General features: G+C 74.8%; 1 protein-coding gene and 1 pseudogene. Both read left to right on the forward strand.

Going from position 1 to position 25,011, the window contains the following annotated elements; all coding sequences use genetic code 11:
- Positions 1-17: 17 nt before the first annotated feature.
- Positions 18-6,683 (forward strand): annotated as a pseudogene (locus tag ACT4N7_RS00005) (SDR family NAD(P)-dependent oxidoreductase); the annotation flags it as partial.
- Positions 6,680-24,997, forward strand: coding sequence for a type I polyketide synthase (locus ACT4N7_RS00010; RefSeq protein ID WP_444826424.1), 18,318 nt, complete (start codon positions 6,680-6,682; stop codon positions 24,995-24,997). The pseudogene ACT4N7_RS00005 and the gene ACT4N7_RS00010, both read left to right, overlap by 4 nt.
- Positions 24,998-25,011: the final 14 nt, after the last annotated feature.

Raw genomic sequence — 25,011 nt, forward strand, 5'->3', positions numbered from 1 at the left:
AGGAGCGGTTCCGTGCGGTGGCGGGCAGTGTGGACGTGGTGTTGAACGCGTTGGCTGGGGAGTTCGTGGACGCGTCGCTGCGGTTGTTGGCCCCGGGCGGTCGTTTCCTGGAGATGGGCAAGACCGATGTTCGCGCGGCGGGTGCGGGGTATCGGGCGTTCGACCTGAGCGAGGCCGGACCGGACCGGACGCAAGAGCTGCTGGTCGAGTTGATGGCCCTGTTCGACCGGGGCGCGCTGCGGGAACTGCCGGTGGCGGCGTGGGATGTGCGGCAGGCGCGCGCGGCGTTCCGGTTCATGAGCCTGGCCAAGCACGTCGGCAAGATCGTGCTGACCATTCCGTCCACTTGGGACCCGAACGGCACGGTGCTGATCACCGGGGGGACGGGTGGTCTCGGCGCGGAGTTGGCCCGGCACCTGGTGGCGGCGCGGGGCGTGCGGCACCTGGTGTTGGTGTCGCGGCGCGGGCTGGACGCGCCGGGTGCGGTGGCGCTGCGGGCGGAGTTGACCGCGTCGGGTGCGGAGGTGGTGATTGCCGCCGCTGATCTGGGTGTGCGGGAGTCGGTCGCCAGTGTCGTGGCGCTGGTGTCCGCCGCGCATCCGTTGACGGCGGTGGTGCACGCGGCGGGTGTGCTCGACGACGGGCTGGTCGGGTCCATGACGCCGGAGCGGCTGGCGGGGGTGTTGCGGGCGAAGGTGGACGCGGCCTGGCACCTGCACGAGCTGACGTCCGGTTTGGATCTCGCCGGGTTTGTGTTGTATTCCTCGCTGTCGGGAGTGTTGGGCGGTTCGGGGCAGGCCAATTACGCCGCGGGCAACACCTTCCTCGACGCGCTTGCCGCGTACCGGCGCGGGTTGGGGCTGTCCGGGGTGTCGGTGGCATGGGGCGCGTGGGCCCAGGGCGGCGGGATGACCAGCGCACTGTCCGATGTGGACATGGCACGGATGGCGCGGTCCGGCCTGCCCGCGTTGTCGGTGGCGCGGGGGTTGGCGATGTTCGACGCGGCGACCGTGTCCGAAGCGTCGATGGTGGTCGCGGCGACCGTCGACGCGCGTGCGCTGGGGGAGCGATCGGACGTGGCGGCGGCGCTGCGCGGCCTGGTCCGCGCCCCGCGCCGGGCGGCAGCCAACAGCGGCGGTTCGTCGCTGGTCGGCCGGTTGGGCGGGCTGGACGCGGGGGCGCGGCTGGGGGCGCTGGTCGAGGTGGTGGGTGCTGAGGCCGCCGCCGTGCTGGGCTACGAGTCCGCCGTCGAGGTCGACCGCTCGTTCAAGGAGTTGGGGTTCGACTCGCTGACGGCGGTGGAGTTGCGCAACCGGCTCGCCACGGTGGCAGGGGTGCGGCTGCCGCCCACGCTCGTGTTCGACTACCCGACCGTGACGGTGCTGGCCGGGCACCTCTTGGCCGAACTGTTCGGTTCCGACACCGTTTCCGTGCGGGCGGCCGCGCCCACCCGGGTGGTGGACACCGACCCCGTGGTGATCGTGGGGATGGCGTGTCGGTTCCCGGGCGGGGTCGGGTCGCCGGAGGAGCTGTGGCGGCTCGTCGTCGAGGGGCGGGACGGGATCACCGACTTTCCCACCGATCGCGGGTGGGACGTGGCGGACCTGTACGACCCGACCGGTGTTCGGGCGGGGAGTTCGGCGACGCTGGCGGGCGGGTTCCTCGCTGAGGCAACGGGTTTCGACGCGGGATTCTTCGGCATCTCGCCGCGGGAGGCGCTGGCGATGGACCCGCAGCAGCGGGTGCTGCTGGAGACGGCGTGGGAGGCGGTGGAGCGGGCCGGAATCGACCCCGGCGGGTTGGCCGGGACGTCGACGGGGGTGTTCGTCGGCGCGGCGAGCGCGGAGTACGCGTCGCTGCTGCCCGGGGGTCCGGCGACGGAAGGGTTTGTGCTCACCGGGAACACGGCGAGTGTGCTGTCCGGGCGGATCGCGTTCACCCTCGGGCTGGAGGGGCCCGCGTTCACTGTGGACACCGCGTGCTCGTCTTCGCTGGTGGCGCTGCACTTGGCGGGTCAGGCGCTGCGCCGCGGGGAGTGTTCGCTGGCGCTGGTCGGCGGGGTCGCGGTGATGGCCGAGCCGTCGATCTTCGTGGAGTTCACCCGCCAGGGCGGGGTCGCGCCGGACGCGCGGTGCAAGGCGTTCGCCGAAGGTGCGGACGGCACTGGCTGGTCCGAAGGTGCTGGTGTCCTTGTGGTGGAACGATTGTCGGACGCGCGGCGCAACGGCCATCGGGTCTTGGCGGTGCTGCGCGGATCGGCGGTCAACTCCGACGGCGCGTCGAACGGGTTGACGGCGCCGAACGGTCCGGCGCAGCAGCGGGTGATTCGGCAGGCGCTGGCGGACGCGGGGCTGACGGTGTCCGACGTCGATGTGGTGGAGGCGCACGGGACCGGCACCGCGCTGGGTGATCCGATCGAGGCGCAGGCGTTGCTGGCGACCTATGGGCAGGACCGTGAGCGGCCGGTGTTGTTGGGGTCGATCAAGTCGAACATCGGGCACACGCAGGCCGCCGCCGGGGTGGCGGGCGTGATCAAGATGGTGCTGGCGATGACCGAGGGCACCGCGCCCCGATCGCTGCACCTGGACACGCCGACGACTCATGTCGACTGGGCCTCGGGTGCGGTGGAGTTGCTCACCGGCAACACCGACTGGCCGGACACGGGTCGGCCGCGCCGAGCGGCCGTGTCGTCGTTCGGGATCAGCGGCACCAACGCGCACCTGATCATCGAGGAACCACCTGCCGTGGCCGAGGCCGAGCCTGCTCGCGCGCCTGCCGTGGTTCCATGGATTCTCTCCGCCAAGTCCGATGCCGCGCTGGCCGAGCAGGTCGACCGGTTCACTGTCTACACGGGACACTCGGCGGTCGATGTCGGCTACACCCTGACCACTCGGTCCGCGTTCCGGCATCGGGCGGTCGTTCTCGCGGGCGAGGGCGGCAGCGGTGCCGTGCTGCGGGGGGTCGCGGGTGACCGCGTGTTGGCGGTGCTGTTCTCGGGCCAGGGGTCGCAGCGGCTGGGGATGGGCCGGGAGTTGGCTGCCCGTTTCCCGGTGTTCGCGGCCGCCTTCGACATTGTGCTGTCCGAACTGGACGGACATCTGACCGGCTCCCTGCGCGAGGTGGTGTGGGGTTCGGACGCGTCGGCGTTGAACGGGACCGGGTGGGCGCAGCCCGCGCTGTTCGCGATCGAGGTGGCGCTGTTCCGGCTGATCGAGTCCTTCGGTCTGGTGCCGGACTTTGTCGGCGGGCACTCGATCGGCGAGGTCGCGGCGGCGCACGTGGCGGGCGTGCTGTCGCTGGCGGACGCGTGTGTGCTGGTGGGGGCCCGGGCGTCGCTGATGGCGGGGTTGCCCGCGGGTGGGGCGATGGTGGCGGTGCGGGCGTCCGAGGACGAGGTGGTGCCGCTGCTGACCGAGGGGGTGTCGATCGCGGCGGTGAACGGACCCGTCTCGGTGGTGGTCGCGGGGGAAGAGTCGGCTGTGCTGGCGCTCGTGGAGCGGTTGGATGGTCGACAGACGTCGCGGTTGGCGGTGTCGCACGCGTTCCACTCGGCCCTGATGGAGCCGATGCTGGCCGACTTCCGGCGCGCCATCGAGGGGTTGTCCTTCGCGGAACCGCGAATCCCGATCGTGTCGAACGTGACCGGCGAGGTGGCGAAACCCGACCAGTTGTGCTCGGCCGAGTACTGGGTGCGCCACGTCCGCGAACCCGTCCGGTTCGCCGACGGTGTCGGGGCGCTGCGAGAGTCCGGTGTGGACACTGTGCTTGAGCTTGGCCCCGATGGGGTGCTGGCGGCCATGATCGCGGCCGCGGACACCGTGGTGGTGCCGCTGCTGCGCAAGGACCGGACCGAGGAACTTGCCGTGGTCACCGCGCTGGCCGGGTTGCACGTCCACGGGGTGACCGTCGACTGGGCCAGGGTGTTCGCGGACACCGGGGCGCACCGGGTCGGCCTGCCCACCTACGCCTTCCAGCGGGAGCGGTTCTGGCCGGAGCCGGTCGCCGACCTCGGGATGGCGACCGGTGACCACCCGGTGCTCGGTGCGGCGGTCGGCCTTGCCGAGGCGGGCGGCGCCGTGCTCGTCGGCCGGGTCGGGCTGCGGTCGCACCCCTGGCTCGCCGAACACGCGGTGCTGGGCTCGGTTGTCGTGCCGGACACCGCGTTCGTCGACTGGGCGGTGCGCGCCTGCGCCGAGGTGGGCTGCGATGTGGTGGCCGAGTTGACCGTGCACGCGCCGCTCGCACTGTCCGAAGAGGACTCCGTACAGCTCCAGGTCTCGGTCGGCGAGCCCGATGCGACCGGACACCGATCCGTCGGCGTGTACGCCCGGGTGGCGGACGCGCCCTGGACCCGGCACGCCACCGGCACACTGGCCACGGGGACCGCACCTGACCAGCCGAACCTGGCCGAGTGGCCGCCCGCGGGCGCGCGGCTGGCGGACGCGGCCGAGCTCGACCGGCTCCTGGCCGACCTCGATCTCGGTCCCCTGTTCCGCGGGATCGGCGGCGCCTGGCGGCTCGGCGAGGAGACCTTCTTCGACGTGGCGCTCCCGGAAACGGCGCACGCGCTCGCGGCCCGATTCGCCGTGCACCCCGCACTCTTGCAGGCCGCCGTGATCGCGGGTCTGGCCCAGCGGGCGGTCGCGGGCGATGGCGCGCTGCTGCCCGCCACCTGGCGCGGTGTCCGCGTCTCGACGTCGGGTGCGACCACGCTGCGGGTCCGCCTCGCGCCCGGGCCCGACGGCGCGCTCGCGGTGACCGCCGCCGACGCCGCGGGCGAGGTCGTGGTGACGGTCGACGCCGTGGTGGGCCGTCGAGTCCGCGCCGACGAGCTGGCGGCCGGGCGCGACGAACTGTTCCAAGTGGACTGGATGCCGTTGTCACACCACGACGACGACGCCATCGGCACGCACGGTACCGCGCACGATGTCGGGGAGCTGGCCGCGCTGGCGGTCGACGCGCCTGCCGTGGTGGTGCTGCGTGTTCACCAGGACACCGACGCGGACGTGGCCGCCGCCGCTCGCCGGACCGTCCACACCGTACTGGATGCGCTGCGAACCTGGCTGGCGGAACCGGGTTTCGCCGCGTCCCACCTCGTCGTGGTGACCAGGCAGGCCGTGGCGGCGGCGCCGGGCGAGCAGGTCGCGGGGCTCGCCGCGGCCGGAGTCTGGGGGCTGGTGCGGTCCGCGCAGGCCGAGCACCCTGGCCGGATCACCGTGGTGGACCTGGACGACGACGCCGCCGAGCAGACCCTGCCCGCGGCGATCGCGGCCGCGCGCGCCGCCGACGAACCGCAGCTCGCGGTTCGCGGTGGCCAGGTGCGCGTCGCGCGGCTGGTTCGGGCCGACACGGCCGACTCCGGCGGGGTGGACTGGGCGGCCGCGCGGGCGGGCACGGTGCTCGTCACGGGCGGCACCGGCACCCTCGGCGGCCGGTTCGCTCGCCATCTCGTTGCCGCGCAAGGTGTTCGGCACCTGCTGCTGATGAGCAGGCGCGGCCCCGAGGCGCCCGGCGCGCGGGACCTGTGCGACGAGTTGACCGCGCTCGGCGCCGAGGTCGAGGTGGTGGCCTGCGACGCCGCCGACCGGGACGCGCTGGCCGCCGCGCTGCGGGCGATCCCCGCCGACCGGCCGCTGACCGCGATCGTGCACACCGCGGGCGTGACCGACGACGGCGTCCTCGGCTCGCTCACGCCCGAGCGGATGGACCGGGTGTTCGCGCCGAAGGTGGCCGCGGCGTGGAACCTGCACGAGTCGACCCGCGACCTGGCGGCGTTCGTGGTGTTCTCCTCGGTGTCCGGGGTGACCGGCAGCGCCGGGCAGGCCAACTACGCCGCGGCGAATACGTTCCTGGACGCGCTGGCCGAGCACCGCCGCGCCCGCGGGCTGCCCGCCACCTCGCTCGCGTGGGGACTGTGGGCCGAACGCAGCGGCATCACCGACATCCTGGACGACGCCGACTTCGCCCGGCTGCGCCGCCAAGGTGTCCGCCCACTGTCCACTGAGGAGGGTCTGCGGCTGTTCGACACCGCGTGCGGAGCCGGTGCGGCACTGCTCGTTCCCGCGCCGCTGGACCTGCGAGTGCTCGCCGCGGACGACGTGCCCGCGCTGCTGCGCGCGCTCGTTTCCCGACGTGCCACCAGTTCGCCGCGCTCGTCGGCGCCCGATCTGCGGGCGCTGCTGTCGGGGCGGACCGCGGCCGAACAGGAAACCGTGCTGCTGGGCGCGGTCCGCGCGCACACCGCGACGGTGCTCGGCCACGCCTCGGCGGGCACGGTCGAGTCCGACCGCGGGTTCGTGGACCTCGGCATGACCTCGCTGTCCGCGGTCGAACTGCGCAACCGGCTCGCCGTCGACACCGGCCTGCGACTGCCCGAGACGGTCACCTTCGACCACCCCACGCCGATCGCGCTGGCGCGGTACCTGCTGGCCGAACTCGGCGCCGACGGCATGCGGGCGCCCGCGCCCGTGCTCGCCGAACTCGAACGGCTGGAGGCCGCCGTGACCAGCACCGCGCTCGACCCCGACACCGTGGCCAGACTGCTGACCCGGTTGACCGCCGTGCAGTGGAAGTTGGAGGAGCGGGCCGGGGCGCCGACCGACGATCTCGATCGGACCGAACTCGCCGTGGCGAGCGACGACGAGATGTTCGCCCTCATCGACAAGGAACTCGGACTCGACTGACGCGACCAGCAAGCCCCGTCGACAGTCTCCTTCCGAACCGCGAGGAACCAGCCATGAGCACCACCGAAGACAAGCTCCGCGAGTACCTCAAGCGGGTCACCGACGACCTGCGGCTCGCCCGCAGGCGGTTGCGCGCGGCGGAGGCGAAGGACCGGGAGCCGATCGCGATCGTCGCCATGGCGTGCCGCTACCCCGGTGGAACCCGCTCGCCGGAGGAGCTGTGGCGGCTGCTGGTCGAGGGCGGCGACGCGGTGTCCGCGATGCCCGCCGACCGCGGGTGGGACGTCGAGTCGGTCTACGACCCCGATCCAGACCGGCCGGGCAAGTCCTACAGCCGGGAGGGCGGATTCCTCCGTGACGTCGGTGCGTTCGACGCGGAGTTCTTCGGCATCTCGCCGCGCGAGGCGGTGGCGATGGACCCGCAGCAGCGGCTGCTGCTGGAAACGGTGTGGGAGGCCGTGGAGTGCGCCGGGGTGGACCCGAAGTCGTTGCGCGGCAGCGACATCGGCACGTTCATCGGTGCGGGCAACTCCAGCTACGACACGTTGACGGGGTCCATGGAGTCGGCCGAGGGCTATTCCGTGACCGGCGTCGCGTCCAGTGTGCTCTCCGGGCGGGTGGCGTACGTGTTCGGCCTGGAGGGGCCCGCGGTCACCGTGGACACCGCGTGTTCGTCGTCGCTGCTGGCGATTCACCTCGCGGCGCAGGCACTGCGCGGCGGCGAGTGTTCGATGGCGCTCGCGGGCGGCGTCGCGGTGATGGCGACCCCGGCGGAGTTCGTGGCGTTCTCCCGCCAGCGCGGACTGGCGCCGGACGGCCGGTGCAAGGCGTTCGCCGCCGCCGCCGACGGGGTCGGCTGGGGCGAGGGCGTCGGCGTGCTGCTGCTGGAGCGGCTCTCCGACGCCGAGCGCCTGGGGCACCCGGTCCTGGCGGTCGTCCGCGGCTCGGCGGTCAACCAGGACGGCGCGAGCAGCGGTCTCACCGCGCCCAACGGCCCGTCGCAGCAGCGGGTGATCCGGGCGGCGCTGGAGAACGCCCGGCTGACCGCCGACCAGGTCGACGTGGTCGAGGCCCATGGCACCGGTACCCGGCTGGGCGATCCGATCGAGGCGCAGGCGCTGCTCGCGACCTACGGCCAGGACCGCGCCACGCCGCTGCTGCTCGGCTCGGTGAAGTCGAACATCGGGCACGCCCAGGCCGCGGCCGGGATGGCCGGTGTCATCAAGATGGTGCTGGCGATGCGGCACGGCCTGCTGCCGAAGACGCTGCACGTCGACGCGCCGACGTCCCGAGTGGACTGGTCGGCGGGCGCCGTCGAACTGGTCACGGAGAACACGCTGTGGCCCGCCACGGACGGACCGCGTCGGGCGGCGGTGTCGTCGTTCGGGATCAGCGGCACCAACGCGCACGTGGTGCTGGAGCAGGCGCCCGCGGTCGCCGAACCCGCCGGCACGTCCGTCGTCTCGCCCGCGGTGGTGCCGTGGGTGGTGTCGGCCAAGTCCGATGCCGCGCTGTCCGGGCAGCTCGACCGACTGCTGACGCTCACCGACGTGTCCACTGTGGACGTGGGATACTCGCTGGCCGTCGGCCGGTCGGCGTTCGAGCACCGCGCGGTGCTGCTGGCCACCGAGGAGGGCATGGTGGCGGCCGCGCGCGGCACGGCGGGCGCGCCCTCGCTGGCGGTGCTGTTCGCCGGGCAGGGCTCGCAGCGGCTGGGGATGGGTCGGGAACTGGCCGACCGGTTCCCGGTGTTCGCCGACGCCCTGAACGCCGTACTGTCCGAATTGGACGGACAACTCTCCGGGTCGCTGCGCGAGGTGGCCTGGGGCGAGGACGTGGAGTCGCTGCACCGCACCGAGTTCGCCCAGCCCGCGCTGTTCGCCCTTGAGGTGGCGCTGTTCCGGCTGGTGGAGTCCTTCGGCGTGCGGCCGGACTACGTGGTCGGGCACTCGTTCGGCGAGATCGCCGCCGCGCACGTGGCCGGGGTGTTCTCGCTGGCCGACGCGTGCACGCTGGTGGCGGCACGCGCGCGGCTGGTGCAGGCGCTGGCCGCGGGCGGGGCGATGGTGGCGGTGCACGCGGCCGAGAGCGAGGTCGTGCCGCACCTGACCGCGGACGTCTCGATCGCGGCGGTCAACGGACCGGCGTCGGTGGTGGTGGCCGGGGTCGAGGCAGCGGTCCTGGAGCTGGCGAGCCGGTTCGAGGCGTTGGGGTGCAAGACATCCCGGCTGTCGGTGAGCCACGCGTTCCACTCGCCGCTGATGGAGCCGATGCTGGTCGAGTTCCGCCGGGCCATCGAGGGTCTGTCGTACACCGAGCCGCGGATTCCGGTGGTGTCGAACCTGACCGGTCGGGTGGCCGCGGGCGAGCTGTGTTCGCCGGACTACTGGGTCCGCCACGTCCGGGAGGCGGTGCGGTTCGCCGACGGGGTCGCCACCCTGCGGGACGCGGGTGTGTCGGCGTTCCTCGAACTGGGTCCGGCGGGTGTGCTGTCGGCGATGGTGCGGGAGTCGCTGCCCGCCGACGCCGTGGTGGTGCCCGCGCTGCGCGCCGACCGAGGAGAAGAGGTCGCGGCCGTCACCGCGCTGGCCCGGCTGCACGTTGCCGGGGTGCCGGTGGACTGGACCGGGGTGTTCGCCGACACGGGCGCGCGCCGGGTCGACCTGCCCACCTATGCCTTCCAGCACACCAGGTTCTGGCCCGAGGCAGGCGAAGCGGACACCGGGGACAGCGGCGGTGCCGAGTTCTGGGGCCTGGTCGACCGCGGGGACCTGGACTCCGTGGCGTCGCTGCTGGACCTCGACGGGGACACGGTCGCGGCGATGGTGCCCGCGCTGTCCACCTGGCGGGCCGAGCGGCGCGCCAGGTCCACTGTGGACTCGTGGCGGTATCGGGTCGTCTGGCGTCCGCTGTCGGAGTCGGCCGGAGCGGCGCTGGCGGGCACCTGGCTGGTCGTCGTGCCCAGGGCGGACGCCAATCGGGACTGGATGAACAGCGTCGCCGGGGTCCTCGCCGAGCGCGGGGCGTCGGTCGTGCAGGCCATTGTGGACGGTGCGGCGGACAGCGCGGTGCTCGCGCGGCAGATTGCCATTCTCGTGCCGGACGGGGAGCCGCTCGCCGGCGTGGTGTCGCTGCTCGGCACGGTGGAATCGGCGCACCCCGGCGCGGACGCCGTGCCCGGCGGTGTGGCCTCGACCCTGGCGCTGGTGCGGGCGTTGGGCTTGGCGGACCTCGACTCTCCACTGTGGAGCGTGACCCGCGGCGCGGTGTCCGTCGGGCCGGACGACCCGATTGGGCACCCCGTGCAGGCGGCGGTGTGGGGCCTGGGCCGCGTCGCGGTGCTGGAGCACCCCGACCGCTGGGGCGGCCTGGTGGACCTCCCGGACGTCCTCGACGACGCGGCGCTGCGCCGGTTCGCGGAAGTGTTGGCGGACCGCCTGTCCGGTGAGGACCAGGTGGCGATCCGGCCGTCCGGCGTGTTCGGCCGCAGGCTGGTCCGCGCCGCGGCCCGCACGGCGCGGGGCGGCCCGTGGCTGCCGCGCGGCACCGTGCTGATCACCGGCGGCACCGGCGCGCTGGGTGCGCAGGTGGCCCGGTGGGCGGTGGACAGCGGCGCCGAACATCTCGTGCTGACCAGCAGGCGCGGCGCCGACGCGCCGGGCGCGGTCGAGCTGCGCGCGGAGCTGGCGGCGGGCGGCACCCGGGTGACGCTCGCGGCGTGCGATGTCGGCGACCGCGCGGCGCTGGCCGAGCTGCTGTCCGCCATCCCCGACGACCTTCCGCTGACCGCCGTCGTGCACGCGGCGGGCACGATCGACGGCGACGGCGAGCTGGACGCGCTGACCCCGGAGCTGCTCGACGCGATGCTGCGGTCCAAAATGGATGCCGCGCGGCACCTGGACGAGCTGACCACCGGAATCGACCTGGACGCGTTCATCCTGTTCTCCTCGGTCGCCGGGGTGTGGGGAAGTGGCGGCCAGGGCGGCTATGCGGCCGCGAACGCGTTCCTCGACGCGTTGGCCGAGCACCGCCGGGCGCGGGGATCGGCGGCGCTGTCTGTCGCGTTCGGACCCTGGGCGGGTGCGGGCGTCACCGCGGGTGGTGACGCCGCGGAGCAGTTGCGCAGGCGCGGTGTCCAGCCGATGGAGCCCGCCGTGGCCATGGCCGCGCTGCGGGCGGCGGTCGAGGACGGCGAGACCGTGCTCACCGTCGCCGACATGGTGTGGGAGCGGTTCGTGCCCGGCTTCACCGCGGGCAGGCCGAGCCCGCTGCTGTCCGAGCTGCCCGACGTGCGCGCGCTTGCCTTGGCGGACACCGGAGACCGGAACGAGGCCGTGGCCGCGCTGCGGCAGCGGCTGGGCGGGCTGTCGGCCGCGGACCGTGAGCGGCTCGTGCTCGACCTGGTCCGCGCGGAGTCCGCGGTGGTGCTCGGGCACGCCGACGCGGCCGCGGTCGGCGCGGACCAGGCGTTCCGCGACCTGGGCTTCGACTCGCTGGCCGCGGTGGAACTGCGCAACCGGCTGACCTCGGCCACCGGCCTGGCGCTGCCCACCACGCTGGTCTTCGACTATCCCAACTCGACGGCCCTCGCCCGGCACTTGGCGGGGGAGCTGTCCGGCGCCGAACCGCGGGCCGACCTCGTCGTCGCGTCGGCCGTGGTGTCGGCCGACGATCCGATCGTGATCGTCGGCATGGGCTGCCGCTATCCGGGCGGTGTCGGGTCCACTGAGGACTTGTGGCGGCTGGTCGCCGAGGGCGGCGACGGGATCACCGAGTTCCCCACCGATCGCGGCTGGGACCTCGACTGGCTGTTCTCCGGCGGCGCCGACGGCGCGGGCCGCAGTGGCACCAGGGCGGGCGGCTTCCTGGCCGACCCGGCGGGCTTCGACGCCGGGTTCTTCGGCATCTCCCCGCGCGAGGCGGCGGCGATGGACCCGCAGCAGCGGCTGCTGCTGGAGACCTCGTGGGAGGCCATCGAGCAGGCCGGGGTGGACCCGCTTTCGCTGCGCGGCAGCCGAACCGGCGTGTTCATCGGCGCGTCCGCGCAGGGCTACGACGCGGACCTCGGCGCGACGCGGGACGTCGAAGGGTACGTCCTCACCGGCAGCACCACCTCGGTGATCTCCGGGCGGCCCGCCTACGTGCTGGGCCTGGAGGGGCCCGCGCTCACCGTGGACACGGCGTGTTCGTCGTCGCTGGTGGCGCTGCACCTCGCGGCACAGTCGATGCGCCACGGCGAGTGCGACCTCGCGCTGGTCGGCGGGGTCACCGTGATGGCCACGTCCGCGGCGTTCGTGGAGTTCACCAAGCAGGGCGGCCTGGCCCCGGACGGCCGGTGCAAGCCGTTCTCCGACAACGCGGACGGCACCGGGTGGTCCGAGGGCGTCGGTGTGCTCGTGCTGGAGCGGCTGTCCGACGCGCGACGTAACGGGCACTCGGTTCTGGCTGTGGTGCGGGGAAGCGCGGTGAACCAGGACGGCGCGTCGAACGGGCTGACGGCACCGAACGGGCCCGCGCAGCAGCGGGTGATCCGGCAGGCGCTGGCGAACGCCGGTCTGTCCACTTCGGACGTCGACGTGGTGGAGGCGCACGGCACGGGCACGGAGCTGGGGGACCCGATCGAGGCGCAGGCGCTGCTGGCCACCTACGGCCGGGACCGGGACCGGCCGCTGCTGCTGGGGTCGGTCAAGTCGAACATCGGGCACGCGCAGGCCGCGGCCGGGGTGGCCGGTGTGATCAAGATGGTGCTCGCGATGCGCGCGGGGATCGCGCCCAAGTCGCTGGCCGCGGACTCCGCATCGTCGCATGTGGACTGGACGGCGGGTGCGGTCGAGCTGCTGACCGAGAACACGGCGTGGCCCGCGCTGGACCGGCCGCGGCGGTCGGCGGTGTCGTCGTTCGGGATCAGCGGGACCAACGCGCATGTGGTGCTGGAACAGGCAGCTGAGATCGAGGAGCCGGTCGACGAGTCCGCCATGACGCCCGCGGTGGTGCCGTGGCCGGTGTCGGCGAAGACGGAGTCCGCGCTGGCCGAGCAGCTCGACCGGCTGCGCTCCCATGTGGACGGTCGGGAGCTGTCTCCGGCCGATGTCGGACGGTCACTGGCGGGCCGCTCGGCGTTCGCGCACCGGGCGGTGCTGCTCGCGGGTGCCGACGGTGTGGTCGAGGCCGCGCGCGGGGTGGCGGGCGCGCCCGCGCTGGCGGTGCTGTTCTCGGGCCAGGGCGCGCAGCGGTTGGGCATGGGCCGCGAGCTGTCCGCCCGATTCCCGGTGTTCGCCGAGGCTTTGACGGCAGTTGTGTCCGAATTGGATGGACAGCTCGACGGCTCGCTGCGGGATGTCCTGTGGGGCACGGATACCGAGTCGCTGAACCAGACCGGGTGGGCGCAGCCCGCGCTGTTCGCGGTCGAGGTGGCGCTCTACCGGTTGGCCGAGTCCTTCGGTGTCCGGCCGGACTTCCTGGCGGGCCACTCGATCGGCGAGGTCACCGCCGCCCACGTCGCGGGTGTGCTGTCGCTGGCCGACGCGTGCCGCCTGGTGGCGGCGCGGGCGCGGCTGATGCAGGCGTTGCCCAGTGGTGGCGCGATGGTCGCCGTGCGCGCGACCGAGGCGGAGGTCGTTGCGCACCTGACGCCGGAGGTGTCGATCGCGGCGGTCAACGGCCCGGCGTCGGTGGTGCTCGCGGGGGCCGAGGCGGCCGTGCTCGCGGTGGCGGGCCGGTTCGCCAAGACGTCGCGGCTGCGGGTGTCGCACGCGTTCCACTCAGCCCTGATGGAGCCGATGCTGGCCGAGTTCGGCCGGGCGATCGGGGGTCTGTCGTTCGCCGAGCCGACCATCCCGGTGGTCTCCAACGTGACCGGCGCCCTCGCCACCGCCGCTGAACTGCGCTCCCCGGAGTACTGGGTGCGCCACGTCCGCGAGGCGGTCCGCTTCGCCGATGGCGTGCGCGCACTGGCCGACGCCGGGGTGACGGCGTTCCTCGAACTGGGGCCGGACAGCGCGCTTTCCGCCCTGGCGAGGGAATCGCTGCCGGTGGCCGCGGTCGTGGTGCCAGTGTCCAGAAAGGACCGTGGCGAGGAGACCGCCGCGCTGACCGCGCTGGCGAGCCTGCACGTGGCGGGCGTGCCGGTGGACTGGGCGCCGGTGTTCGCGGGCACGGGCGCGCGGCGGGTCGACCTGCCAACCTATGCCTTCCAGCACGAGCGGTACTGGTCGGCGCCCGCGCGGGCCGAGGACCCGGCGGACGCGGAGTTCTGGGCCGCCGTCGCGGACCAGGACGTCGACACGCTCGTCTCGACCCTGGACCTCGACACCGCGACCGTCGCCGCGATGGTGCCCGCGCTGTCGTCATGGCGGACGCGCAGGCACGCGCGGGCCACGATCGACTCGTGGCGGTACCGGGAATCCTGGACGCGGCTCGCCGAACCCGCCGCCGCGCCGACCGGACGGTGGCTCGCGGTGACCCCGGTCGGGGACACCTGCGAGTGGATCGACGCCGCACTCGGGTCCACAGTGGACCGAATCGAGGTCGGCGACCTCGACCGCGCCGCGCTGGCCGAGCGGCTGCGCGGTCTGCCGGACGACATCGCGGGCGTGGTTTCCTTGCTGGCACTGGAAAAGACCGGTGTGGCGGGCACCGCCGTGCTGGTCCAGGCCCTCGGCGACGCGGGGATCACGGCGCCCGTGTGGGCCGTCACGAGCGGCGCGGTCGCGGTCGACGGCGCCGACACGGTGACCAGCCCAGCTCAGGCGGGCGTCTGGGGTCTCGGCCGGGTCGCGGCCCTGGAGTACTCGAGCCAGTGGGGCGGTCTGGTCGACCTGCCCGCGGTGGTGGACGAGCACTGCGCCCGCCGTTTCGCGGGCGTGCTCGCGGCCGGGACCGGCGAGGACCAGGTCGCCGTCCGGGCCGCCGGAGTCTTCGGCCGACGCATTGTGCGGGCAGGCACCGAGCCGCGCACCGCGCCGTGGCAGCCGTCCGACACCGTGTTGATCACCGGGGGAACCGGGGCCCTGGGCGGCAAAGTGGCGCGGTGGGTGGTCGCCCAAGGCGCCCGGCAGGTCGTGCTGGTCAGCCGCCGGGGGGCGCGGGCGCCGGGTGCCGAGGAACTGCGCGCGGACCTGGTCGCCGCGGGCGCCGAGGTCACCTTCGCCGCCTGCGACGCCGCCGACCGCGACCGGCTGCGGGCCGTGCTCGACGCCGTGCCCGCCGACTGTCCGCTGACCGCGGTGGTGCACACCGCGGGCGTGCTCGACGACGGCGTGCTGGACGGGCTGACCCCGGACCGGTTCGCCGCCGTGTTCCGGTCCAAAGTGGACTCCGCGGTCGTGCTGGACGACCTCACCCGCGACCTGAACCTGGCCGCCTTCGTGCTGTTCTCCTCCGTCGCGGGCGCCATCGGCAGCCCGGGCCAGGCGAACTACGCGGCCGCGAACGCCGTGCTGGACGCGCTCGCCACCGCCCGGCGGGCGGCGGGCGCGGCCGCGACCTCGATCGCCTGGGGGGCCTGGGCGGGCGACGGCATGATCGCCGCCGTCGAGGACCGGGCGCGGCACCAGGGTGTGGCGCCCATGGACCCGGACCTCGCGCTCACCGCGCTGGGCCAGGCCGCGACCGGCGCGGCGACCGCGGTGATCGCCGACATCCGGCCGGGCCCGCTGTCCGGCGCGCGACCCGCCCCGCTGTTCGCGGAACTGCCGGAGTGGGCCGCCACGCCGAGCGTCGACCAGGCGGGCGCGCTGCGGGACCGGTTGCGCGAGCTGCCTTCCGCGGACCGGCCCGCCGCGGCCGTCGAGCTGGTGCGCGCCCGCGCGGCGGCGGTGCTCGGACACGCGGACCAGACCGCGGTGGGCGTCGACAAGGCGTTCCGCGACCTCGGGTTCGACTCCCTCACCGCGGTCGAACTGCGCAACCAGCTCACCGCGGCCACCGGGCTGACGCTGCCCGCGGGGCTGGTGTTCGACTTCCCGACGCCGCGCGCGCTCGCCGAGCACCTGCTCGCGAACCTGCTCGGCGAGCAAGTGGAAACCGTGGTCCGCGCCCGCGGGGTGACCGACGAGCCGTTGGCGATCGTCGGCATGGCGTGCCGATTCCCCGGCGGCGTGCGGACTCCCGAGGATTTCTGGGCGCTGCTGGCACAGGGCCGCGACGGCATCGAAGGCTTCCCCACCGACCGCGGCTGGGACCTGGCGGGCGGGCGGAGCGTGACTCGCGAAGGCGGGTTCCTGCCCGACGCGGGCGGGTTCGACGCCGAGTTCTTCGGCATCTCTCCGCGCGAGGCCGTCGCGATGGACCCGCAGCAGCGGGTGCTGTTGGAGACCTCGTGGGAGGCCATCGAGCGGGCCGGGCTCGACCCGGTCTCGTTGCGCGGCAGCCAAACCGGGGTGTTCGTCGGCACCAACGGCCAGGACTACGCCACCCTCGTGCTCAACACCGCCGACGACGTGGCGGGCCACGCCGTCACGGGTCTGGCCGCGAGCGTGATCTCCGGGCGGCTGTCCTACACCTTCGGGCTGGAGGGCCCGGCGGTCACTGTGGACACCGCGTGCTCGTCGTCGCTGGTGGCTCTGCACCTGGCCGGACAGGCGCTGCGCCAAGGCGAGTGCGACCTCGCGCTGGCCGGGGGCGCGACCGTGATGGCCACCCCGGAGACCTTCGTCGAGTTCACCCGGCAGGGCGCCATGGCCGCGGACGGGCGGTGCAAGGCGTTCTCCGACACCGCCGACGGCACCGGCTGGTCGGAGGGCGTCGGCGTGCTCGTGCTCGAACGGCTCTCCGACGCCGAGCGCAACGGACACCCGATTCTGGCCGTGGTGCGGGGAAGCGCGGTCAACCAGGACGGCGCGTCCAACGGGCTGACCGCGCCGAACGGCCCGTCGCAGCAGCGGGTGATCCGCCAGGCGCTCGCCAACGCCGGACTGTCCACTTCGGACGTCGACGTGGTGGAGGCGCACGGCACCGGCACCACGCTGGGCGACCCGATCGAGGCCGAGGCGCTGCTCGCCACCTACGGCCAGGACCGCGAACGGCCGCTGTGGCTGGGCGGGGTGAAGTCGAACATCGGCCACACCCAGGCCGCCGCGGGCGTCGCCGGGATCATCAAGATGGTGCTGGCGCTGCGGCACGGCGTGCTGCCCAAGACCCTGCACGCGGACGTGCCGTCGTCGCATGTGGACTGGTCGGCCGGGGCCGTGCGGCTGCTCACCGACGCGGTCGAGTGGCCGCGGGCGGACCGGCCGCGCCGGGCGGGGGTGTCCTCCTTCGGGGTCAGCGGCACGAACGCGCACGCGGTACTGGAGGAGGCGCCACGGCGGGCCGAGGCCGCACCCGGGAGCGCCCCGGCGGTGGTGCCGTGGGTCGTCTCGGCGCGCACCGCGGCCGCGGTGCGCGACCAGGCGGCGAACCTGGTGTCCGGTGTGGACACCGAGTGGCGGCCGGTGGACGTGGGCGCCGCGCTGCTGGCGCGCTCGGTGTTCGAGCACCGCGCCGTCGTGGTCGGTGCGGACCTGGCCGAGCTGAGCGATGGCCTGCGCGCCGTGGCCACCGGTATGCCTGCCCCGGCGGCGGTCGTCGGTCAGTCCGATGTGGACGGAAAGACGGTGTTCGTGTTCCCGGGCCAGGGCGCGCAGTGGGTGGGCATGGGCGCCCGGCTGCTGGACTCCTCGCCGGTGTTCGCCGAGCGGATGGCGGAGTGCGCGGCGGCGCTGAGCGAGTTCGTGGACTGGTCGCTGCTGGACGTGCTGCGCGGCGGGGAACTGGAGCGGGTGGATGTGGTGCAGCCCGCGTCGTTCGCGGTGATGGTGTCGCTGGCCGCGCTGTGGGAGGCGCACGGTGTGGTGCCGGACGCGGTGGTCGGGCACTCGCAGGGTGAGATCGCGGCGGCGTGCGTGTCCGGTGCGCTGTCTCTTGTGGACGCCGCGCGGGTGGTGGCGCTGCGCAGCAAGGCCATCGCGGCCGAACTCGCCGGGCACGGCGGCATGCTGTCGATCGCGCTGCCGGTGGCCGAGGTCGAGGCCGGGCTGACGGCCGCGGTGTCGGTCGCCGCGGTCAACGGGCCGCGGTCGGTGGTGGTCTCCGGTGCGCCGCAAGAGGTGGCCGCGCTGGGCGAGCGGTTGGCCGCCGAGGGGGTCCGGGTCCGGCGCGTCCCGGTGGACTACGCCTCGCACTCCGCGCAGGTCGACCGGCTGCGGGAGCGGTTGCTCGCCGACCTGGCGCCGATCCGGCCGCTGGCGCCGCGGGTGCCGTTCCGGTCCACCGTCACGAGCGCGTGGGTCGACGGCCCGCTGCTGGACGCCGAGTACTGGTTCCGCAACCTGCGCCAGACCGTCGCCTTCGAGGCGGCGGTCGGCGCGCTGCTGGCGTCGGGCCACCGGGCGTTCGTGGAGGTCAGCCCGCACCCGGTGCTGACCGTCGGGGTCGAGGACGCCGTGGCCGCGGCGGGCGTGCCCGCGGTGGTCACCGGCACACTGCGCCGCGACGATGGGGGCCTCGGCCGGTTCGGCACCTCCCTGGCGGAGGCGTTCGTCCGGGGCGTGTCCGTGGACTGGGCGGCCTGGCTCGCGGGCGGCGGCGCCCGGCGCGTCGACCTGCCGACGTACGCCTTCCAGCGCGAGCGGTTCTGGCTCACCCCGGCCGCGGCGCCGACGACCCGGACCGACCCGCGCGACGCCGAGTTCTGGACCGCGGTCGAGGGCAACGACCTGGCCGGGCTCACCGCGAGCCTGCGCGTGGACGAGGACTCCCTCGCCGCCGTCGTGCCCGCGCTGTCCGCCTGGCGCTCGCGGCGCCACGAAGAATCCATTGTGGACTCTTGGCGTTACCGGCTCGCCTGGCGCCCGCTGGGCACGCTGCCCCAGGCCGCCCTCACCGGAACTTGGCTACTGGTAACCGAAAGCGCCGCGGACGAGGTGGCCGCCGCCCTGGCCGACCACGGCGCCGACGTGCGCACCCTGGTGCTCGACGAGTCCTGCACCGACCGCACGGTGCTCGCGTCCCGGCTGCCGAACACCGCCGACCTCACGGGGATCGTGTCCGTGCTGGCCGCCGCCGAGCAGCCGAGCGAGACCTACCCGGCGCTGGCGAGCGGGCTCGCGCTGACCGTCGCGCTCGTGCAGGCCCTCGGCGACGTCGGGGTCGACGTGCCGCTGTGGTTGCTCACCCGGGGCGCGGTGTCCACCGGCCCGGGCGACGACGTGGCGAACCCGGTCCAGGCGCAGGTGCTCGGCGTGGGCTGGACCGCCGCGCTGGAGCACCCGCAGCGGACCGGCGGCGTCGTCGACCTGCCGGTGACGCTGGACGAGCGGGCAGGCCGCGGCCTGGCCGCCGCGCTCGCGGGAGGTACCGGCGAGGACCAGCTCGCCGTCCGTGCCACGGGCGTGCTGGCCCGGCGCGTCGTGCGGGCGCCCGCGGGTGCCGAGCCCGCCCGGCCGTGGCGGCCGCGCGGCACCACCATCGTGACCGGCGGCACCGGCACCATCGGGCCGGACCTCGCCCGCTGGCTGGCCCGGGAGGGCGCCGAGCACCTGGTGCTCACCAGCCGCAGCGGCCCGGCCGCCGCGGGCGCCGCCGAGCTGGTGGCCGAACTCGCCGAGCTGGGCACACGGGCCGACGTCGTGTCGTGCGACGTCACCGACCGGGCGGCCGTGGCCGAACTGCTCGACGGGCTCGCGGCCGACGGACACACCGTTCGGGCTGTCGTGCACACGGCGGCCGTCATCCGGCTGTCCTCGCTGGCCAAGACCAGTCTCGCGGAGTTCGCGGACGTCGTGCACGCCAAGGTGGCGGGCGCCCGGCACCTGGACGAGCTGCTGCCGGACCTCGACGCGTTCGTCTGCTACTCCTCGATCGCCGGGATGTGGGGCAGCGGGGAGCACGGCGCCTACGTGGCGGGCAACGCCTACCTGGGCGCGCTGGCCGCGAACCGGCGGGCCCGCGGCTGCCCCGCGACGTCGGTGCACTGGGGCAAGTGGCCCGACACCGTGGCGACCGACACCGTGGCGACCCACGCTGGGCTGGACGCCGACGACCCGTATGGCGTGCGGCGCAGCGGCCTGGTCTACCTCGACCCGAAGCGGGCGATGACCGCCCTCGGCCGGGTCCTGGCCGACGACGAGACCGCCATCGTGCTCGCCGACGTCGACTGGGACCGCTACCACCCGGTGTTCACCTCGGCCCGGCCCACCACCCTGTTCGACGAGGTGGTGGAAGCCCCCGCCGAGCGGCCCACGCCGCGGGTCGACGGGTTCGCCGCGCGGGTCCGCGCGCTGCCGCCCGCCGAGCGGGACAAGCTGCTGCTGACCCTGGTCCGCGCCGAGGCGGCCGCCGTGCTCGGCCACGCCTCGGCCGAGCGGCTGCCCGAGCTGCGCGCGTTCCGCGACGTCGGGTTCGACTCGGTCACCGCGGTCGACCTGCGCAACCGGCTCACCGCGGCCACCGGGCTGACACTGCCCACCACGATGGTCTTCGACTACCCGAACCCGGTGGCGCTGGCCGAGTTCCTCCGCGGCGAACTGGGCGGCGACGTGGCCGGGGCCGTGCTCCCGAGCGCGGCGGTGTCCGACGACGAGCCGATCGCGATCATCGGGATGGCCTGCCGCTACCCCGGCGGCGTCAGCTCCCCGGAAGACCTGTGGCGGCTCGTCCTCGACGGCGTCGACGCGATCACCGAGTTCCCGACCGACCGCGGCTGGGACGCCGCCGCGCTCTACGACCCGGACCCCGACCGGGAGGGCTACGCCTACACGGTGCGGGGCGGGTTCCTGCACGACGCGGCCGAGTTCGACCCGGGGTTCTTCGGCCTCTCCCCGCGGGAGGCGCTGGCGATGGACCCGCAGCAGCGGCTGCTGCTGGAGACCTCCTGGGAGGCGGTCGAACGCGCCGGGCTCGACCCCACCACCCTGCGCGGCAGCCGGACCGGCACGTTCATCGGCGCCGCCTACCAGGACTACGGGACGGCGATGGGCGACACCGCCGAGGGCACCGGGGCGCACGCCATCACCGGGGTCTCGGCCAGCGTGCTGTCCGGCCGGGTGGCCTACCTGTTCGGCCTGGAGGGGCCCGCGGTCACGCTCGACACCGCGTGCTCGTCGTCGCTGGTCGCGCTGCACATGGCGGCCCAGTCGCTGCGTACCGGGGAGAGCAGCCTCGCGCTGGCCGGTGGTGTGGCGGTCATGGGCACGCCCAGCAGCTTCGTGGGCTTCAGCAGGCAGCGGGCGATGGCCGCGGACGGCCGGTGCAAGCCGTTCGCCGAGGCCGCCGACGGGATGACCCTCGCCGAGGGCGTCGGTGTCGTGCTGGTCGAGCGGCTGTCCGACGCGCTGGCCAACGGCCACCCGATTCTGGCTGTGGTGCGGGGTTCCGCGATCAACCAGGACGGCGCGTCGAACGGGATGACCGCGCCGAACGGCCCCGCGCAGCAGCGGGTGATCCGGCAGGCGCTGGCCAACGCCGGACTGTCCACTTCGGACGTCGACGCGGTGGAGGCGCACGGCACGGGCACCGCGCTGGGCGACCCGATCGAGGCACAGGCGCTGATCGCGACCTACGGGCAGGACCGCGACCGGCCGCTGTGGCTGGGGTCGGTGAAGTCCAACATCGGCCACGCGCAGATCGCCGCGGGCGTCGCGGGCGTGATCAAGATGGTGTCCGCGCTGCGCCACGGCGTGCTGCCGCGGACACTGCACGTCGACGCGCCGTCGTCGCATGTGGACTGGACCGCGGGCGCGGTGGAGCTGCTGACCGAGCAGATCCCGTGGCCGGAGTCGGACCGGCCGCGCCGGGCCGCGGTGTCCTCGTTCGGGATCAGCGGCACCAACGCGCACGTGATCCTGGAGCAGGCCCCGCCGGTCGACGCCGCGGAACCCGCCGCCGAGCCGGAGGTGCTGGCGTGGGTGCTGTCGGGCAAGTCCGAGCGCGCCGTGGGTGACCAGGCCGTGCGGCTGCGGTCGTTCGCGGCCGAGCGGCCCGAGCTGTCACCCGCCGAGGTGGGCTGGTCGCTGGCGACCGGCCGGTCCGGCTTCGAGCACCGCGCCGTGGTGCTCGGCGCGGACCGCGCGGAGCTGCTGCGCGGCCTGGACGCGGTGGCGCTGGCGGGTGCCGCGCCCGGGGTCGTGCGCGGGACCGTGGTCGAGGCGGGCGCCGGACCGGTGTTCGTGTTCCCCGGCCAGGGTTCCCAGTGGTGGGGGATGGGCCGCGAGCTGATGGAGCGCTCGCCGGTGTTCCGCGCGGCGGTCGAGGAGTGCGCCGACGCGCTGGCGCCGTACGTGGACTGGTCGGTGCCCGACGCCGTCGCGGGCACGGGTGACCCCGAGCTGGCGGACCGGACCGACGTGCTCCAGTCGACGCTGTTCACCGTCATGGTGGCCCTCTCCAGACTGTGGCGCGCGCACGGGATCGAGCCCGCCGCGGTCGTGGGGACCTCGCAGGGTGAGATCGCCGCGGCGCACGTCGCGGGCGCGCTCACCCTGGCCGACGCCGCCGCCGTGGTCGCCCTGCGCGGCAAGGCTTTGCTGGCGCTGCGCGGCGGGGGCGGCATGGTGTCGCTCGCCGCGCCCCCCGAGCGGGTGGTCGAGCTGATGGCGCCGTGGTCGGCGCTGCTGTCGGTCGCCGCGATCAACGGCCCGACGGCGGTCGTGGTGGCGGGCGAGCCCGCCGCGCTGGACGCGCTGGTGCTGCGGAGCACCGAACTGGGGGTGCGGGCACGGCGCCTTCAGGTGGACTACGCCTCGCACAGCGTCCAGATCGACCAGGTGCGCGACGAACTCCTGGTGGCGCTCGCGGGGGTGCGCCCGCGGGTGCCGGAGGTGCCGTTCTACTCGACGGTCACGGGCGCCCGGATCGACACCGCCGCCTTCGACGCCGACTACTGGTACACCAACCTGCGGCAGACGGTGCACCTGCGGGACGCGGTCAGCGCGCTGGCCGCCGACGGGCACCGCGTGTTCATCGAGTCGAGCCCGCACCCGGTGCTCGCCGCGGCCGTGCAGGAGACCCTGGAGGCCGCGGGCGTCGACGCCGCGGCCGTGCTCGGGTCGCTGCGCCGCGACGACGGCGGGTCGCGGCGCTGGCTGACCTCGGTGGTCGAGGCGTACGCGCACGGCGTGGCGCCGGACTGGCGGACGGTGTTCCCCGGTGCGCGCACGCGGCCGGTCGACCTGCCGACATATGCCTTCCAGCGGCGCCGGTTCTGGCCCACTGGCGGCGTTTCCGGCACCGCGCACACCGCGCCGGACGCGACCGACTCGGCGTTCTGGGCGCTGGTGGCGAGCGGCGACGTGGCGTCGCTGGCCACCGCGCTCGACCTCGACGCGGACGCGGTGCGGCCGATGGTCCCCGCGCTGTCGGCGTGGCGCGATCGCGGCCGCGCGCAGTCCACTGTGGACTCGTGGCGGTACCGGGTCGAGTGGACCCGGCTCGCGGAGCCGACCGGCACGCCCGGGCCGCTGCTGGTGGTGGTGCCCGCCGAAGGCGCCGATGAGGAGTGGGTGGCCGCGACAGTGGCCGCGCTCGGACCGGACACCGTCCGGGTCGATGTCGACACCGCCGCCGTGGACCGCGCCGCACTGGCGGTCGCGCTGTTCGGGCTGCCCCCGGTGGCGGGCGTGGTGTCGCTGCTGGCGACCGCGGAACGGCCGTGCCCGGACGCCGCGGCCGTGCCGGTCGGGCTGGCGGGCACGGCCGCGCTGGTGCAGGCCCTCGATGACGCGGGCGTCGTGGCGCCCGTGTGGGCGCTGACCCGCGGCGCGATGTCGGTCGGCCCGCACGACCGGGTGCTGCGCCCGGTGCAGGCCGCGGTGTGGGGCCTGGGCCGGATCGTGGCCCTGGAGCAGTCGAGCCGCTGGGGCGGGCTGGTCGACCTGCCCGAGCAGGTGGACGCGCAGGTCGGGGCCCGGCTGCGCGGCGTGCTCGCGGGCGCGGGCGGCGAGGACCAGGTCGCCGTCCGCGCGACCGGGGTGTTCGGCCGCAGGCTGGCGCACGCCCCGGCGCGTGCCCCGGCGGCCCCGGCCCGGCAGTGGCGGGCAGGCGGGACGATGCTGATCACCGGCGGCACCGGCGGGGTCGGCGGGCAGGTGGCCCGGTGGGCGGCGGCCAACGGCGCCGAGCACCTGGTGCTGACCAGCCGCCGCGGCGCCGACGCCCCCGGCGCCGCCGAACTGGCCGCGGAGCTGACCGCGGCGGGCACCCGGGTGACCGTCGCCGCCTGCGACGTGTCCGACCGCGCCGCGCTGGCCGCCGTGCTGGCCGACATCCCGGCCGACCTGCCGCTGACCTCGGTCATGCACGCGGCCGGGGTGGTCGACCCCGACGCGGGTGGCGTCGCGGCGGTGACCGTCGACGGGCTCGACGCCGTCCTCGGCGCCAAGATGGCCGCCGCGTGGCACCTACACGAGCTGACCGAGGGCCTGGACCTGCGGGAGTTCGTGCTGTTCAGCTCGGGTGCCGGAGTGTGGGGCAGCGGCGGCCAGCCGGGCTACGCGGCCGCGAACACCTACCTCGACGCCCTGGCGCAGTACCGCCGGAGCGCGGGTCGCACCGCGACGTCGGTCGCCTGGGGCGGCTGGGGCGAGGTCGGGATCGCCGCCCGGTCCGAGGTGACCGAGCAGCTCGTCCGCCGCGGTGTGCTGTCGATGGAACCGGACCTGGCCATCGCCGCGCTGCAGGGGGCGCTGGAGGACGACGCCACGGTGCTCACCGTCACCAACATGGACTGGGCGCGGTTCGCGCCCACCTTCACCGCCGCGCGGCCGAGCCCGCTGCTCGCCGACCTGCCCGAGGTGCGTGCGCTGGAGTCCGACGACGAACCCGCGGCCGCGTCGCCGCTGCGGCAGCGGCTCGAACGGCTGCCCGCCGCCGAACGCGGGCGCGTGCTGCTCGACGTCGTCCGCGCGGAGGGCGCCGCGGTGCTCGGCCACGACTCCGACGACGTCCTCCCGCCGGGCCGGGCGTTCCGCGACCTCGGCTTCGACTCGGTGACCGCGGTGGAGCTGCGCAACCGGCTCAAGGCGGCCACCGGGCTGACCCTGCCGGGGGCGCTGGTGTTCGACTACCCGACCCCGGCCGCGCTCACCCAGCACCTGCTGCCGCTGCTGTTCCCCGACACCATGGTCGAGGCCAAGGCCGACGACCCGGACGCGGCGGTGCGGGCGGTCCTCGCGTCCATCCCGGTCGGCAGGCTGCGCAAGGCGGGTCTGCTGGACATGGTGCTGCAGCTCGCCAAGGACGACGGCGAGGTCGAGTCCGCGGCTCCGACAGCGGAATCCTCGCTGGACGACATGGACGCCGAGAGCCTCCTGCGGCTCGCGATCGACAGCACGAGCTGAGGGCGCGGGTACCG

Source organism: Actinokineospora sp., from assembly GCF_052390155.1.
Lineage (GTDB): Bacteria > Actinomycetota > Actinomycetes > Mycobacteriales > Pseudonocardiaceae > Actinokineospora.